16 protein-coding genes are annotated in these 14,648 nt (G+C 38.8%); 13 read left to right on the plus strand and 3 right to left on the minus strand.

Going from position 1 to position 14,648, the window contains the following annotated elements:
• Positions 1-3: 3 nt before the first annotated feature.
• Both miaA and hfq read left to right on the plus strand, forming a co-directional pair.
• The gene (miaA, locus tag ACNJYY_RS09900) at positions 4-954 is read left to right on the plus strand and encodes a tRNA (adenosine(37)-N6)-dimethylallyltransferase MiaA (protein ID WP_416731560.1); all 951 of its coding nucleotides are present in this window, start codon (positions 4-6) and stop codon (positions 952-954) included.
• Positions 955-985: 31 nt separating this feature from the next.
• Positions 986-1,222 (plus strand): RNA chaperone Hfq, encoded by a 237-nt coding sequence (hfq, locus tag ACNJYY_RS09905; protein ID WP_066393852.1) that lies wholly within the window; start codon positions 986-988, stop codon positions 1,220-1,222.
• Positions 1,223-1,299: 77 nt separating this feature from the next.
• Here the strand turns inward: hfq and ACNJYY_RS09910 are convergent, their stop codons facing one another.
• Positions 1,300-2,280, minus strand: a complete 981-nt coding sequence (locus ACNJYY_RS09910) for a tyrosine-type recombinase/integrase (protein ID WP_416731561.1) — start codon at positions 2,278-2,280, stop codon at positions 1,300-1,302.
• Positions 2,281-2,382: 102 nt separating this feature from the next.
• Here ACNJYY_RS09910 and ACNJYY_RS09915 point away from each other — a divergent pair, with 102 nt between their 5' ends.
• Complete coding sequence (locus tag ACNJYY_RS09915) at positions 2,383-2,961, plus strand: YhcN/YlaJ family sporulation lipoprotein (protein WP_416731562.1); 579 nt, start codon at positions 2,383-2,385, stop codon at positions 2,959-2,961.
• A gap of 125 nt (positions 2,962-3,086) precedes the next feature.
• Here the strand turns inward: ACNJYY_RS09915 and ACNJYY_RS09920 are convergent, their stop codons facing one another.
• Positions 3,087-3,710 (minus strand): YitT family protein, encoded by a 624-nt coding sequence (locus ACNJYY_RS09920; RefSeq protein ID WP_416731563.1) that lies wholly within the window; start codon positions 3,708-3,710, stop codon positions 3,087-3,089.
• Positions 3,711-3,984: 274 nt separating this feature from the next.
• Between ACNJYY_RS09920 and spoVK the strand changes: the two genes are divergently transcribed.
• The 5 genes from spoVK to glnA all read left to right on the plus strand — a co-directional run bounded on the left by spoVK (position 3,985) and on the right by glnA (position 9,443).
• On the plus strand, positions 3,985-4,938 hold the full coding sequence (gene spoVK, locus ACNJYY_RS09925; RefSeq protein ID WP_416731564.1) for a stage V sporulation protein K: 954 nt from the start codon (positions 3,985-3,987) through the stop codon (positions 4,936-4,938).
• A gap of 39 nt (positions 4,939-4,977) precedes the next feature.
• Complete coding sequence (gene hflX / locus ACNJYY_RS09930; protein WP_416731565.1) at positions 4,978-6,234, plus strand: GTPase HflX; 1,257 nt, start codon at positions 4,978-4,980, stop codon at positions 6,232-6,234.
• Between the two features lies 1 nt (position 6,235).
• On the plus strand, positions 6,236-7,507 hold the full coding sequence (locus ACNJYY_RS09935) for an aminotransferase class I/II-fold pyridoxal phosphate-dependent enzyme (protein WP_416731566.1): 1,272 nt from the start codon (positions 6,236-6,238) through the stop codon (positions 7,505-7,507).
• A gap of 130 nt (positions 7,508-7,637) precedes the next feature.
• Positions 7,638-8,039 carry a MerR family transcriptional regulator gene (locus ACNJYY_RS09940; RefSeq protein ID WP_066393870.1) on the plus strand — a complete coding sequence of 134 codons (402 nt, stop codon included), beginning with the start codon at positions 7,638-7,640 and terminating at the stop codon, positions 8,037-8,039.
• Between the two features lie 69 nt (positions 8,040-8,108).
• Entirely contained in the window at positions 8,109-9,443 is a 1,335-nt protein-coding gene (gene glnA / locus ACNJYY_RS09945) for a type I glutamate--ammonia ligase (protein ID WP_066393872.1), read from the plus strand.
• Between the two features lie 493 nt (positions 9,444-9,936).
• On the opposite strand, the gene lexA is transcribed toward glnA, so the two are convergent.
• The gene (gene lexA, locus ACNJYY_RS09950; protein ID WP_416731567.1) at positions 9,937-10,551 is read right to left on the minus strand and encodes a transcriptional repressor LexA; all 615 of its coding nucleotides are present in this window, start codon (positions 10,549-10,551) and stop codon (positions 9,937-9,939) included.
• A gap of 160 nt (positions 10,552-10,711) precedes the next feature.
• Here lexA and ACNJYY_RS09955 point away from each other — a divergent pair, with 160 nt between their 5' ends.
• The 5 genes from ACNJYY_RS09955 to tkt all read left to right on the plus strand — a co-directional run bounded on the left by ACNJYY_RS09955 (position 10,712) and on the right by tkt (position 14,509).
• Complete coding sequence (locus tag ACNJYY_RS09955; RefSeq protein WP_144700632.1) at positions 10,712-10,978, plus strand: LysM peptidoglycan-binding domain-containing protein; 267 nt, start codon at positions 10,712-10,714, stop codon at positions 10,976-10,978.
• A gap of 17 nt (positions 10,979-10,995) precedes the next feature.
• On the plus strand, positions 10,996-11,640 hold the full coding sequence (locus tag ACNJYY_RS09960) for a recombinase family protein (protein ID WP_416731568.1): 645 nt from the start codon (positions 10,996-10,998) through the stop codon (positions 11,638-11,640).
• A gap of 60 nt (positions 11,641-11,700) precedes the next feature.
• Positions 11,701-11,940: a DUF896 domain-containing protein gene (locus tag ACNJYY_RS09965; RefSeq protein ID WP_416731569.1), complete on the plus strand. Its 240-nt coding sequence runs from the start codon at positions 11,701-11,703 to the stop codon at positions 11,938-11,940.
• Between the two features lie 105 nt (positions 11,941-12,045).
• Positions 12,046-12,330, plus strand: a complete 285-nt coding sequence (locus ACNJYY_RS09970; protein WP_186320530.1) for a HesB/YadR/YfhF family protein — start codon at positions 12,046-12,048, stop codon at positions 12,328-12,330.
• Between the two features lie 175 nt (positions 12,331-12,505).
• Positions 12,506-14,509 carry a transketolase gene (gene tkt / locus ACNJYY_RS09975; RefSeq protein ID WP_416731570.1) on the plus strand — a complete coding sequence of 668 codons (2,004 nt, stop codon included), beginning with the start codon at positions 12,506-12,508 and terminating at the stop codon, positions 14,507-14,509.
• Positions 14,510-14,648: the final 139 nt, after the last annotated feature.

Below are 14,648 nucleotides of genomic sequence, written 5' to 3' on the forward strand. Positions count from 1 at the left end.
ATGATGAAGGAAAAATTAGTAGTGATCGTAGGCCCGACGGCTGTTGGAAAAACAAAAACCAGTATCGAACTGGCGAAAGCGATCGATGGTGAGATCATAAGCGGGGATTCTATGCAGATCTATAGAGGTCTTGACATCGGAACCGCCAAGATTACTGAGGAAGAAAAAGAAGGTATACCTCATTATTTGATCGATATTAAAGATCCAACAGAAACATTTTCAGTTGCTGAATTTCAGATGCTGGCGAGAGAACGAATATCAGATATTAATCAAAGAGGTAAGGTTCCCATACTTGTAGGTGGAACGGGGTTATACGTGAGAGCTGTCACTCATCACTATGAATTCTCTGAAGCAAGCAAAAATAGTGAGATGAGAGACGAGCTTCAACGAAAGTCAGAGGTCGAAGGTTCAGAGGCTTTGCATGCAGAACTGCTCAAAGTCGATCCAAAGCGTGCGAAAGAGATTCATCCGAACAATGTACAGCGAGTGATCAGAGCGCTGGAAATCTACTATACGACAGGGAATGTCCCCTCTGCTGAACAAGGAAAGAATGTGGGCGATGAGGAATCTCTTTATCAATTAGCTTTAGTTGGATTAACGATGAATCGAGAGCGCTTATATGAACGCATAAACGAAAGAGTGGACCTTATGGTTCAACAAGGCGTAATAAACGAAGCAAGAATGCTTTTTAAACAAGACATAACGAACAGTCTGGCCGCTAAAGCGATAGGCTACAAAGAGTTTTTTCCCTATATTTCAGGGGAAAGTACGTTAGAAGAAGCGATCACTTTGTTAAAAAGAGACTCCAGGCGATATGCAAAAAGACAATACACATGGTTTCGCAATCAGATGGATGTTGAATGGTTTAGCATGGACGAAGATCCCTTTCACAAAAAATTTCAAGAAATTCAGCACTTTGTTGAAGGGAAATTAGAAATTTCCGAGAATGTATAAGGGTAATGCCCAAAGAGGAGGATCTGTTCACATGAAGCAATCAATCAATTTACAGGATCATTACTTAAACCAGTTACGTCGCGAAAACATTTATGTGACCGTATATCTGCTGAATGGATTTCAGCTTAAAGGTTTAGTGAAGGGGTTTGACAACTTTACTGTTGTTCTAGAGGCAGAAGGAAAACAGCACCTCATTTACAAGCATGCCATTTCAACGTTTACCCCACACCGAAATGTCGATTTGTCTTCTGCAAATACAAATGAATAAAAAAACTCTCCCTATCGGCCTTAAATAAGGTTGATAGGGAGTTTTTAAATGGTACACATATATTTGTCTATTTTTGTTTATCCCTTTTTCATTTCAGTTGTTTCTAAATAGGCTTCATAGCGGTTTAGAGTTAGATTTGATTTTAATCCAAACCATAATTGAACATCTTCCTCAGCTTTTCCTTCTTTTAAAAGATTTAAGATGGCTGTTCTTCTTAAGTGTTGGGAACTGATTCCTTCTCTCAGGCCAGAGCGACGGATCTCTTGCCTCAGCATCTTCTGTATGGCGATTACCGTTAACGGTTTGGGTTCATACATTTCATAATCAAACCGAAACGTTCCTCTTTGATAATCAAACGCGATAAAAAAACGATCAGAAGAATAATTTCTCGGCCTTATGCTTTCTGGAATATCTTCTTTGTATTGATATAATAGCTGGTGAGTCTCATCGTCAAGGGAGATCAGCCTTGTTTCTTTTTTGTTGATCACGGTTAATTCTTGTTGTGTGAAATGAACATGTTTCATTTCTATATTCGTGATTTCCTGAAGTGTGATGCCATAGCGATAGAGAAGTGAAAGAATCGCTTCATTCCTTTTGATCAGGAGATGTCTATATTTTTGCTGTTTCTCCGTCAGCCCCTCATAGGAAGATAATGTTTGAAAAAGGATTTTATATTCCTCGTCTGAAATAAAATCCTCATCTTTAAAATGGGTGTCTTCTCTAAGCGTTTGCTCCAGTTCAGAAAAAGGGTTCGATGCAATCTTCCTATTAGCATGGAGGAAGGAAAAGAGACTTTTTATAACTGTAAAAACTCTCTTTGTAGTAGCGGTTCGATATTCTCGTTGCTCGGAGAGAAAAAGGAAATATTCATTTATTGTCTCAGCATCTAAGTGCTGCACAGTATGTATATCATCATTCTCCTTCATCACTCTGACCCATGCAAAAAAATCTAAAAGATCATAATAATATCTTTTGATCGTGCTCTTTGTTCGTTCTTTTTTCTGTAAGTAAACAATATATGAATCGGCATATTCGGGTAAGTGTGGATATTCTTCCATAATTGCCTCCTATAACCTCTTTTTCCCATTATAACAAAGCGTCTTTTTTTTGCATATTTCTACAATCTCCAATGGAAACTATGGAAAAAAGGATGGTTATATATGTGGAAACCAGCAATGCTCGTACTATCTTCAGTTCTTCTTTTAACTGCGTGTTCAGGCAAAACCGGTTCGGGAGATGAAACCCTCGATACTGAGCAAGTAAAATATGATACATCAGAACGAAAACCGAATACACAGATAGATTCACCGTTAGTTGTAGAAAAGTCTGATGAAGTTCATCAATCAAAAGATCTTGTTCAGCTTGCGGAAAAAGTAAACGGTGTGGATAAGGCTTATGTGATTGTAAGTGGTATCTATACACTAGTTGGAATCGTTCCTCATGAACCTGTTTCACCTGGTGAAGAAAACGACCAGCTGCGCAAAGCGGTTTATAACGGATTAAAAGGAAATGCACATGGCAGAAATGCAGCCATTACCACCGATCCAGATAAGATAGCGCAGATCAAGAGGTTAGGGAATATGGCATCACATAGCAAACATGACTCAAAGAGTGGAGTTTATAATGAGCTTGGAATTCTAATCGGAAAAATAAAGCCATTAAAAGGACAGTTGAAATCCACTGAGAGGCAAGATATGCATGAAGAGGACACATCCATTCGGAATGATCTTTACGAATAAGAAACATTTTATTTCCTAAGCAAGCGCAGAAAATGACAGAGATAGACAACAAGTTAACATAATAATTAATATGTTGATAAAATGAAGATAAAAAAAAGAGCATTCTCTCATGTCGGAGAATGCTCTTAGCTGTTTTGAAGTGATTCTGAATCAGAAGGTTGATACTCGACTTCTGAGGGTTTGACCGTGCTTTTTAATCTTCCCGTTAAGAAGGAAGCGACAGTAATTGCGATGATTGATATTAACGCATTTTTAAATCCAAACATGACTACAGCAGATGACACAATAATAAAATCTGTAACAAACAAGGATATCCCTCGATTAATATTCGATTTTTGTTCTAAGTATAGAGCGAGAATGTGTATGCCACCTAATGATGCTCCTGAATTTAATACAAAACTAACACCTATGCCAATCAGGCCTCCGGCAACGATCGCAGCCGCGATCGGAGAGATTAATGGAAGCGCGAGATAATCCATTAGATCTGAGATGGCAGAGATGAGTATGATGCAAAGAAACGTCAGAAGTGAGAAATTCCAACCCAGTTTTTTAATCGAAAGAATAAAAAAGGGTAAGTTTACAATGAGAAATAGAATGCCCCATGTCCAACTCGTCATGAATGAAACAAGTGTAGCGATTCCTGCTGTTCCGCCAAACGTTAACGTGTGTATGTTTAATAATTTGATGCCGATCGCTGTTAAAAACAATCCTATTAGTATAAACAAGCTTTTCTGTAGTTTAATATGCATGATTTCTTCGTCCATTCGATTCGTACTTTTTTCACAGTATTTAACATAACACGGAAATCTTGCATACTTGAGTATTTTTATTCATCTGAAAATAGAAAACGCTTACAAAGCGGTTAATACATATTCATTCTAAAAACAAAGCTTGTCTTTGTAGTAGATCGTAAGACATCAACATAAATTGTTAACAGTGGATCAAGAAATCGTATAGGCATTTGTCACGGGATCGGATGATGTTGCGTATTATGATTTGACTGGCAAAGTGAGGTGGTTCCTTTTGAATGAACCTATTGCGATAAAAAAGCAAAGGCAGATCAATATCGTTTTAAATCAAGCGAGTGAAAAGTCAAAGATCGATGATGGAACAGCACTTGCAGGCAAAAAAGAGAAAACAATTGAAAAGCACCAGCCTCTCATCAAAATGGAAAAAGATCTGAATCGTTTAGTCGGAATGGAAGACTTGAAATTTCATGTTAAAGAGATCTATGCGTGGCTCCATATTAATAAATGCCGTCAGGAGTTAGGGTTAAAAGCAGAAAAACAAGCTCTTCATATGTTGTTTAAAGGTAACCCAGGCACTGGAAAGACGACCGTAGCTAGAAAGTTAGGGACATTATTTCATGAGATGAAAGTACTCTCAAAGGGTCACCTGATCGAAGCTGAGCGTGCTGATCTAGTTGGAGAATACATTGGGCATACCGCTCAAAAAACACGAGAGCTCTTAAAGAAAGCTAGTGGAGGCATATTGTTTATAGATGAAGCGTATTCTTTAGGCCGCGGTGGAGAAAAAGACTTCGGCAAAGAGGCCATCGATACACTCGTAAAGGCGATGGAAGATCAGCAGCACGATTTCATATTGATTTTAGCTGGGTACCCTAAAGAAATGGATCGATTTTTAAAGCTTAATCCGGGTTTACCTTCTAGGTTTCCACTTGTTATCTCGTTCCCAGATTATTCTGTGGAGGAATTGATGGAGATCGCAAAGAGAATGATCACAGAAAGAGAATACATGTTGACAAGAGATTGTGAATGGAAGCTAAAAAGCCACATCGAACGGGTAAAGCATAGTAATCCAAGTTCGTTTTCAAACGGAAGATACATTCGTAATATGGTTGAAAAAGCGGTCAGAAGGCAATCTGTCAGGCTCTTGAACGAAAGCAACCAAGATAGAAGAGCATTGATGACGATTCAAAGTGATGACCTTGTGCTAGAAGAACGGGATTCGATTTGATATGATGAGAGGAGACTATGGAAAGCAGGGATCGCAAATTTGAACAAAAACAATGATTCAGTTCATGAAAGAGCGATACTCGTCGGATGTCAGCTTCCACGGCAGAACGACGAGCGTTTTTTTTATTCGATGGAAGAATTAAAATCTTTAACGAAAACGGCTCAAGGAACAGTTTGTGCTGTTGTTACACAAAAAAGGGACCGTTATGATTCAGCTACATTTATCGGAAAAGGTAAAGTAGAAGAGATTATTACTCTAGAAGAAGAGCTTGAAGCAGATATTATTATCTTTAACAGTGAGTTATCTCCTTCTCAAGTTCGTAACTTGTCTTCTCATTTCAATGCAAGAGTTATTGATCGTACACAGCTGATATTAGATATCTTTGCACAGCGTGCAAAGACTAGAGAAGGGAAGCTTCAAGTAGAACTTGCTCAGCTTGAATACTTATTGCCTCGATTATCAGGTATAGGGGCTAGTCTTTCTAGGTTAGGTGGCGGGATCGGAACTCGTGGTCCTGGTGAGACAAAGCTTGAAAAGGATAGACGTCATATTCGGTTTCGTATACACGAACTGAAGACGCAGATCAATTCAGTTGTAAGCCATAGAGAAAGATATCGTGAACGTCGCAAACACCAGGGCGCTTTTCAAGCAGCACTTGTTGGTTATACGAACGCAGGGAAGTCAACGATCTTTAACAAATTAACAGAAGCTGATAGTTATGAAGAAGATCAACTATTTGCAACGCTTGACCCGTTGACGCGAAAAGTGAAGCTGAAAAGCGGTTTTCAGATGCTGTTAACGGATACCGTAGGTTTTATTCAAGACCTGCCTACGTCATTGATCGCTGCCTTCAGATCTACACTTGAAGAAGCAGCTGAAGCAAATCTTCTTATCCATGTGATCGATGGTGCTAGCGAGGATCGTAACCAACATGAACAAACGGTCAAACGAATTTTAAGTGACTTAAAGGCATCCCATATTCCGATGCTCACGGTATATAACAAAAAAGACCAGTTTGGAGAAGATTTCATTCCAGAGAGTCCATCCATTTCGATTTCTGCATTAGAGAGTAAGGATATTTCCTTATTACTTGAAACGATTGAAAAAGAAGTGATGAAACAGATGACTTATTATGAAGTTAAAGTTCCGGCACATGACGGCAAGCTTTTATCACAACTGCGTGGAGAAACGATACTAATTACACAAGAGTTTAATAAAGAAGACTTGGTTTATGAATGCAAGGGATATGCGCTACCTTCCTCTTCCATTCCGTCCATCAGCAACAAAGGAGAATAACATGTACTCACAGTTTCAAAATGAAAAGGTACTGAAACGTACTTCAGAAAAAATAACAGAACGTATTACAATGCAGCATAAGCTGATTGATGAGATCTGTGAATTTAATCAGTTAAAGGTGCTAAGATCATTTCAGAACAATCAAGTAGGAGATCACCATTTTCATCCTTCAACCGGTTATGGATACGATGATTCTGGTCGAGATACTCTTGAAAAGGTGTATGCGGATGTTTTTGGAGCAGAAGCTGCAATTGTTAGGCCGCAGATCATCTCTGGTACTCACGCGATCACCCTATCTTTATTTGGTATGCTCCGTCCTGGAGATGAACTCCTTTATATCACTGGCAAACCTTATGATACGCTCGAAGAAATCGTAGGGATCAGAGGTACAGGTGAGGGTTCATTAAAAGATTACAATATCTCGTATCAACATGTAGACCTGACTTCTGAAGGAGCTATTAACTTCTCTGGAATTCAGCGAACGATTTCCGAAAAAACGAAAGTGATCGGTATTCAACGCTCAAAAGGATACGCAGACCGACCATCATTCACAGTGACTGAAATAGAAGAGATGATATCGTTTGTGAAAGAGATCAAATCAGATGTGATCGTGTTCGTTGATAATTGTTACGGCGAGTTTGTTGAAGAAAGAGAACCCATTGAAGCAGGAGCAGATATTATTGCTGGCTCACTGATTAAAAACCCTGGCGGCGGCCTTGCTAAAACAGGTGGTTACATCGCAGGAAAAGAGAAGCTGGTCAATAGAATTTCGTATCGATTAACTTCTCCTGGAATCGGTCGTGAAGCAGGGGCATCTCTTTACAGTCTTCAAGAAATGTACCAAGGATTCTTCCTAGCACCTCACGTAACGGCTCAAGCGTTAAAAGGTGCAGTGTTTACAGCTGCTTTCTTAGAAGAACTAGGAATGGAAACGCGTCCATCATTTGATGCAAAGAGAACAGATCTTATTCAATCTGTAATCTTTAATGATCGCGAGCGGATGATCAAGTTTTGTCAAGCTATACAAAAAGCATCACCGATCAACTCTTATGCGATTCCATACCCGGATTATATGCCTGGCTATGAAGACGATGTGATCATGGCAGCAGGTACATTTATTCAAGGTGCTAGCATCGAGCTAACTGCGGATGGTCCGATCCGACCGCCATATATAGCGTTCGTGCAGGGTGGTCTAACGTATGAACATGTGAAGATTGCCGTATTATCAGCTGCCGATGAACTTTTAACGCACGGACTAATTGATAAACGATAACAATACATTGAACAAAAAAAGAGGCGAACAGTCTCTTTTTTGTTTTGATGTTATTTTTTCTAACATTAGGATTGACATGTGAGCTTTTGTGACATAAGATATAAAAAGAAGTTGAAAGGAGGTAGGCAATATGAACGATATGAATCGTAGGAACTTACCTTTGTTCCCCATCAGCATCGTCATGCAGCTGACTGAACTATCAGCTCGACAGATTCGGTATTATGAAGAGCATGATCTTATTCATCCTGCACGTACTGAAGGGAACCGTCGTTTATTTTCATTTAATGATGTTGATAAACTTCTAGAGATCAAAGCACTTCTTGAGCAAGGCGTAAACTTAGCTGGAATCAAACGAGTCTTTGAACTGAATGAACAAGCAGCAGAACTGATTAAGAACCAGCCGAATGTGCAAGGTGTTCAACAAATTTCCGAATCGGCGCTTCATCGCAGGTTAAAAAGGGAATTGATTCATGCTGGCAGACATGGAAAAACCTCATTGATACAAGGAGAACTTTCCAGGTTTTTTCATTAAAGATTATTAATACTTACGATGTGAACAATCGCCATATTAGGCGCTTTATATTTAAAGGAGGAGAAAGATTTGTCTAAGTACACTAAAGAAGATATCTTAAGAATGGTAAAAGAAGAGAACGTAAGATTCATCCGTCTACAATTTACTGATTTATTGGGTGTTATCAAGAATGTTGAGATTCCGATCGGTCAGCTTGAAAAAGCTTTAGATAACAAGATGATGTTTGACGGATCTTCTATCGAAGGATTCGTTCGAATTGAAGAATCAGATATGAATCTTTATCCTGATTTAGATACATTTATGATTTTCCCATGGACTTCTGAAAAAGGCAAAGTTGCACGTTTGATCTGTGATATCTTTATGCCTGATGGTAACCCGTTCGATGGAGATCCACGTGGAATCTTAAAGCGTGTATTAAAAGAGATGGAAGACTTAGGGTTCTCCGATTTCAACATTGGACCTGAGCCTGAATTCTTCTTATTTAAGAACGATGAGAAGGGTGAGCCGACTCTAGAATTAAACGATAAAGGTGGATATTTTGACTTAGCTCCAACCGATCTCGGTGAAAACTGCCGTAGAGATATCGTGTTAGAACTTGAAGATATGGGCTTTGAAATCGAAGCTTCTCACCATGAAGTAGCACCTGGTCAGCATGAGATCGATTTTAAATATGCTGATGCTGTGAGCACTTGTGATAACATTCAAACATTTAAGTTAGCTGTTAAAACGATCGCACGTAAACATGGTCTTCATGCAACATTCATGGCTAAACCATTGTTTGGTGTGAACGGTTCAGGTATGCACGCGAACATGTCTTTATTCAAAGATGGCGAAAATGTGTTCTATGATGCGAAATCAGAAACAGGATTAAGTGAGACAGCTATGCATTTCCTAGCAGGTATCTTAAAGCATGCACAAGATTTCACGGCGATCACGAATCCGACTGTAAACTCTTATAAGCGACTCGTACCTGGTTATGAAGCACCTTGTTATGTTGCATGGTCTATGCAGAACAGAAGCCCGCTTATTCGTATTCCTGCTTCTCGCGGCATCAGTACTCGTATTGAGGTAAGAAGCGTCGATCCAACGGCAAACCCTTATCTTGCTATGGCAGTATTGCTTGCGGCTGGTCTTGATGGAATCAAGAACAAGCTTAACGCTCCAAAACCAATCGATAGAAACATCTACGTAATGGATAAAGAAGAGCGCGAAGCAGAAGGCATCAAAGATCTTCCAGCAACATTAAAAGAAGCTTTGACTCTATTCAGCAAAAATGAAGTTCTTACAACAGCTCTTGGAGCACATGCTACAGAGCACTTTATTGAAGCGAAAGAGATCGAGTGGGATATGTTCCGTACACAAGTTCACCCTTGGGAACGCGAACAATATATGAGCATGTATTAAGAAGAAGAAAAACCCCTGATATCATTATCAGGGGTTTTTTGTTGTTCTTATGAAAGATTTTGTAGAACCTTCAATACTTCTGAGTAAATGGTTCCTGAGGCGTATACTTCAGCACAAACGGCATAAAAGGGACGATAGATAACATGTGGATCGAGTGGGACAAGCTTTCCTTCTAATAACTCCTCTTTGACCTTTGAATAAGAAAGAAATTTCGATGCCGAGTCCTCTAAGAGCTAACTGTTTGATCAAGTAATGGCTGCTTGCTTAGTTGCATTGAGTGTGGTTTTTAAAATGTTATCTTTAACAATGTTGTCTCTTGGACTCTTACTTTCAGCGGTAGGGCTATTCTTTATCGTGCTATTTTATAACAAATCCTCTCGCATTTTATGAAGAGTAACAGAGGGCATATAGATGATCTTATAAACATCATTCATTAATAATCAAAAAAAGAAGTATCTAGTTAACTAGATACTTCTTTTTTTGATTAAATTAATTAATGAATGCTTCGATATACACCGATCACTTTACCTAAAATCGTACAGCTCTGTAAGATAATTGGTTCCATCGAAGAATTTTCAGGCTGCAATCGAATATGGTTTCTTTCTTTAAAGAATCTTTTCACAGTCGCCTCATCTTCATCGGTCATTGCTACGATGATATCTCCATTATTTGCTGTAGGCTGCTGTTTTACAACAACTAGGTCCTTATTAAAGATTCCTGCTTCAATCATAGAGTCACCAACAACAGATAACATGAAGACGTTCTCATCTCCAACAACGTGCTCAGGTAATGGGAAGTATTCTTCTACGTTTTCAACTGCGCTAATTGGTAGACCTGCTGTAACTTTACCGATAACAGGAATTGAAACAGAACGGACAGAAGGAATGTTGTCTTCTAAGCCTAATACTTCAATCGCTCTTGGTTTCGTTGGATCTCGTCGAATAAGTCCTTTTTTCTCAAGTCTTGCTAAATGTCCATGGACTGTGGAACTTGAAGCAAGGCCGACTGCCTCTCCGATTTCTCGAACTGAAGGCGGATACCCTTTTTGTGAAACTTCCTCTTTTATGAAAGCCAATATATCCAATTGTCGTCTGGATAACTTAGTCATTTTTTAGCACCTCACCGAATTTTTTATCTACAAAAAGTATATCATGGAGAAATCAGAGATACAAACATAAGTTCGAAAAAATAGTTGACACCGAACAAACGTTCCAGTTATTATAAAATCAAGAGATGCGAACAAACGTTTGTTGAAAGGGGATATCACAATGAAACAAGGGACAATGCATGTTATTGTATTTTTAGGGTTGTTAGGTGGTATATTTTTTACGTTATCAAATCTTGCCTCACAAGAAGCTCAATATATTGAAGTAACCATACAGGAGGGAGACTCACTATGGAGTCTTTCTGAAGAATATAATGCCAAGCATCATTATTCCAATTGGGAGTTTATACAATGGGTCGAAAAGAAGAACAGTGTAAATGCGGCAGCTGTTTTTCCAGGACAGAAAGTAATCATACCAGTTAATAAATAAAAAGCGGGTTTTAAACAATGAAAGCAATCATATACTCCAGAGTTAGTACAGATAAAGATGAACAAATGACTTCATTAGAAAGACAAGAAGCTGAACTTAAGAAGTTAGCAAGTCAATTTCAATTTGAAGTGGTTAACTGTTATCAAGAGAGGGCAAGTGGATTCTCTTTAGATCGAGAAGAGTTATTAAATATATTAGATCTTGCAAGGGATGGAGAGTTTCAGTGTCTTCTGGTACAAGATGATACCCGTTTAGGCAGAGGAAAAGCGAAGATGGCAATACTTCATCAGTTGATTAAATACAATATAAAAGTATATACCCTTTCTAATAATGGAGAATACACGTTAACAGAAGCGGACGAAATGGTGCTTGATATTGTGTCTACTGTAGAAGAATATCAACGAAAACTTCATAATATGAAGATCAAACGTGGAATGAGAAAAGCTGTAAAAGAAGGATATAAACCTCAGAAGAATTTAAAGAATCAAACCGGTGGTGGCAGAGACAAAAAAGAAGTGCCGATCTCTGAGATCGTACGATTGAAGAACATGAAGCTTACATTTCATGACATCGCGTTGACGCTTAGAGGGTTGGGCTTTGATGTATCTAAAGCAACCGTACATAGAAGATACAAAGAACATGTGGAAAATACAGATAACTAGAAATTCCTTTCATTCTGCTGTAGGATAGAGTGAAGAATGCTTTAAAAAGGAGTTTTTGCTATGTTATCTAAAGATAAAATGCAACGTATAAATGAACTGTCTAGAAAATCCAAACAAACCGATCTAACATCAGCAGAAAAAACGGAACAAAAAAAACTGCGAGAAGAATATTTGCAAGTTTTCCGTAAATCTTTTGTTCAAGATCTGCATGGAATGACTTTTGTTGATCCTAACGGTGATGATGTAACACCGGAAAAATTAAAAAGAAGTAAAGACAATAAAAAAAACCTTAAACATTAATATAAAATGCCTATTTACTCAACTGTAAATAGGCATTTTTTTCTGTTGCATTCTATATATAATAGTATATACTGTTATATAACAACTTTGAAAGGGGAGAATATTTTGACTTTTTCAATTACAAGTGCAGCCGCGAACCTTTATAAGGATATTACTTTAGAAACGTCAGAGGCTTTAAGACTTTTCGTTAAATATGCAGGAAGTGGTGACTCGGGAGGTTTTTCACTTGGTGTGACGCCTGCAGTTCCTGAAGAGAACGATTACATTCAAGAGGTCGAAGGTCTTCGATTTTTTGTTAAAAATGAAGAAAGATGGTTCGTGGAGAATATGAAACTTGATTATGATGAAAATACGGATCACTTTTCATGTCATTTACCAGGGCTCGCATAAATAAAAATTTAACCGCCTGTTCTAATACAACCAAAATGTTGTAGGAAAACAGGCGGTTTTTGTATGTTTTCATGACTAGATGGTAAAATAACTATAGCTAATAGTGTGTTTGTCTTGTCTAATTGCATTTGAACGTTTATTATGAAAGTCAAAACTGTTTAGTACATATGAAGGGATGATTTTTTTGTCACGAACTATTGATGAATTAGCAATTAATACAATAAGAACACTTTCTATCGACAGCATAGAAAAAGCGAACTCAGGGCATCCAGGTATGCCGATGGGTGCTGCACCTATGGCATATAGCTTATGGTCAAAATTTATGAACCATAATCCTGCAAATCCTGAATGGTTTAACCGTGACCGTTTTGTATTATCAGCAGGACATGGATCGATGTTGTTATATAGCTTGCTACATTTGAGTGGATATGGCTTAACAATTGATGATCTGAAGAATTTCAGACAATGGGGAAGTAAGACTCCAGGTCACCCTGAATTCGGTCACACGGTTGGTGTCGAAGCAACAACTGGCCCACTAGGTCAAGGGATTGCGATGGCTGTAGGTATGGCTATGGCTGAACGTCATTTGGCTGCAAAATATAACCGTGATGGCCATGAAGTAGTTGATCACTTTACTTATTCTATCTGTGGTGATGGAGACCTTATGGAGGGTGTTTCTGCTGAAGCAGCTTCACTTGCAGGTCATCTTGCACTAGGTAGAATGATCGTTCTTTACGATTCAAATGATATCTCATTGGATGGCGACCTTCATCACTCATTCTCTGAAAGTGTAAAACAAAGATTTGAAGCATATGGCTGGCAAGTGATTTATGTGGAAGATGGAACAAATCTTGATGAGATCGAAAAAGCACTTTCGGAAGCACGTGAAGAACTTAACAAGCCAACCCTGATCGAAGTAAAGACTGTGATTGGACATGGTTCACCAAATAAATCAGGAAAATCTGCTTCTCACGGTGCGCCACTAGGTAAAGATGAGATCTTACTAACAAAAGAAGCATACAAATGGACATTTGAGCAAGATTTCCATGTTCCAGATGAAGTTCATTCACACTTTGAACAACTGAAGAGTGAAGGGCAAGCAAAAGAAGAAGAGTGGAACAAGCAATTCAAAGTTTATGCAGAAGCTTATCCAGAATTAGCTCAAGAGCTTCAAGAAGCGATCAAAGGAAATCTTCCCGAGAATTGGGATAAAGATCTTCCTGACTACGACAAAGCGATAGCAACTCGTTCTTCTTCAGGTAAAGCGATCAATGCTCTTGCTAAGAGTGTGCCATCACTATTTGGTGGATCTGCTGACTTAGCAGGATCTAATAAGACACTTATTGAAGGTGAAAATAGTTTCAGCCGCAATGATTACAGTGGACGTAACATCTGGTTTGGTGTTCGTGAGTTCGCTATGGGAGCTGCACTGAACGGAATGGCATTGCATGGTGGTCTGAATGTGTTTGGGGGAACATTCTTCGTGTTCTCTGATTATGTAAGACCTGCAATTCGACTATCTGCTCTAATGGGGCTTCCGGTAACTTATGTCCTAACACATGACAGTGTGATGGTAGGAGAAGATGGTCCAACACATGAACCTGTTGAGCAGCTTGCTTCTCTACGTGCTATGCCTAATCTTAACCTGATTCGTCCAGCTGATGGTTATGAGTCAAATGCAGCTTGGAAGTTAGCGCTTGAGAGCAAGAATCAGCCTACTGCATTGGTGTTGAGCCGTCATGACCTGCCGATCTTAAAGAACACAAAAGAGAAGGCTTATGAAGGTGTTAAACGTGGAGCTTATGTAGTTTCACCAGCCGAAACGGATGCAGATGTACTGCTTCTTTCTGCAGGATCTGAAGTAAGTATTGCAGTGGCTGCACAAGAACTTCTTCAAAAAGAAGGGATTTCAGCTTCAGTCGTTTCAATGCCATCTTGGGAAAGCTTTGATAAACAAGATAATGACTACAAAGAATCTGTTCTTCCTAAACATATTACGAAGCGTCTAGCGATTGAAATGGGAGCGTCACTCGGTTGGCATAAATATGTCGGTCTAGTAGGTGACACTTTAACGATCGATACGTTTGGTGCATCTGCACCTGGAGAAGTTATCCAAAAAGAATTTGGATTTACACCAGAGAACATCGTAAAACGTGTTAAGGATATGTTAAATAAATAAAAAGTAAGGAGGTTTCCGAGAGGGAACCTCCTTTTCTTACTGTTTCGACAAAAGTAGTAGTATTTTGCACACCTTTTTAGACAAGCTTTTTTCCGTACATTGTATATACTTTTAGAAAATGTTCGGAGAGGAGCTTGTT

Origin of the sequence: Fictibacillus tiangongensis, assembly GCF_048083785.1 — a bacterium.
Lineage (GTDB): Bacteria > Bacillota > Bacilli > Bacillales > Fictibacillaceae > Fictibacillus.

What these genes read in the sequence shown, in the direction of transcription:
- ACNJYY_RS09935 (WP_416731566.1), top strand. Translation starts at nt 6,236, where the DNA reads ATGTACTCACAGTTTCAAAATGAAAAGGTACTGAAACGTACTTCAGAA.
- ACNJYY_RS09955 (WP_144700632.1), top strand. Translation starts at nt 10,712, where the DNA reads ATGAAACAAGGGACAATGCATGTTATTGTATTTTTAGGGTTGTTAGGT.
- ACNJYY_RS09940 (WP_066393870.1), top strand. Translation starts at nt 7,638, where the DNA reads ATGAACGATATGAATCGTAGGAACTTACCTTTGTTCCCCATCAGCATC.
- ACNJYY_RS09920 (WP_416731563.1), bottom strand. Translation starts at nt 3,710, where the DNA reads ATGCATATTAAACTACAGAAAAGCTTGTTTATACTAATAGGATTGTTT.
- ACNJYY_RS09965 (WP_416731569.1), top strand. Translation starts at nt 11,701, where the DNA reads ATGTTATCTAAAGATAAAATGCAACGTATAAATGAACTGTCTAGAAAA.
- lexA (WP_416731567.1), bottom strand. Translation starts at nt 10,551, where the DNA reads ATGACTAAGTTATCCAGACGACAATTGGATATATTGGCTTTCATAAAA.
- ACNJYY_RS09915 (WP_416731562.1), top strand. Translation starts at nt 2,383, where the DNA reads ATGTGGAAACCAGCAATGCTCGTACTATCTTCAGTTCTTCTTTTAACT.
- hfq (WP_066393852.1), top strand. Translation starts at nt 986, where the DNA reads ATGAAGCAATCAATCAATTTACAGGATCATTACTTAAACCAGTTACGT.
- tkt (WP_416731570.1), top strand. Translation starts at nt 12,506, where the DNA reads ATGATTTTTTTGTCACGAACTATTGATGAATTAGCAATTAATACAATA.
- ACNJYY_RS09910 (WP_416731561.1), bottom strand. Translation starts at nt 2,280, where the DNA reads ATGGAAGAATATCCACACTTACCCGAATATGCCGATTCATATATTGTT.
- miaA (WP_416731560.1), top strand. Translation starts at nt 4, where the DNA reads ATGAAGGAAAAATTAGTAGTGATCGTAGGCCCGACGGCTGTTGGAAAA.
- ACNJYY_RS09960 (WP_416731568.1), top strand. Translation starts at nt 10,996, where the DNA reads ATGAAAGCAATCATATACTCCAGAGTTAGTACAGATAAAGATGAACAA.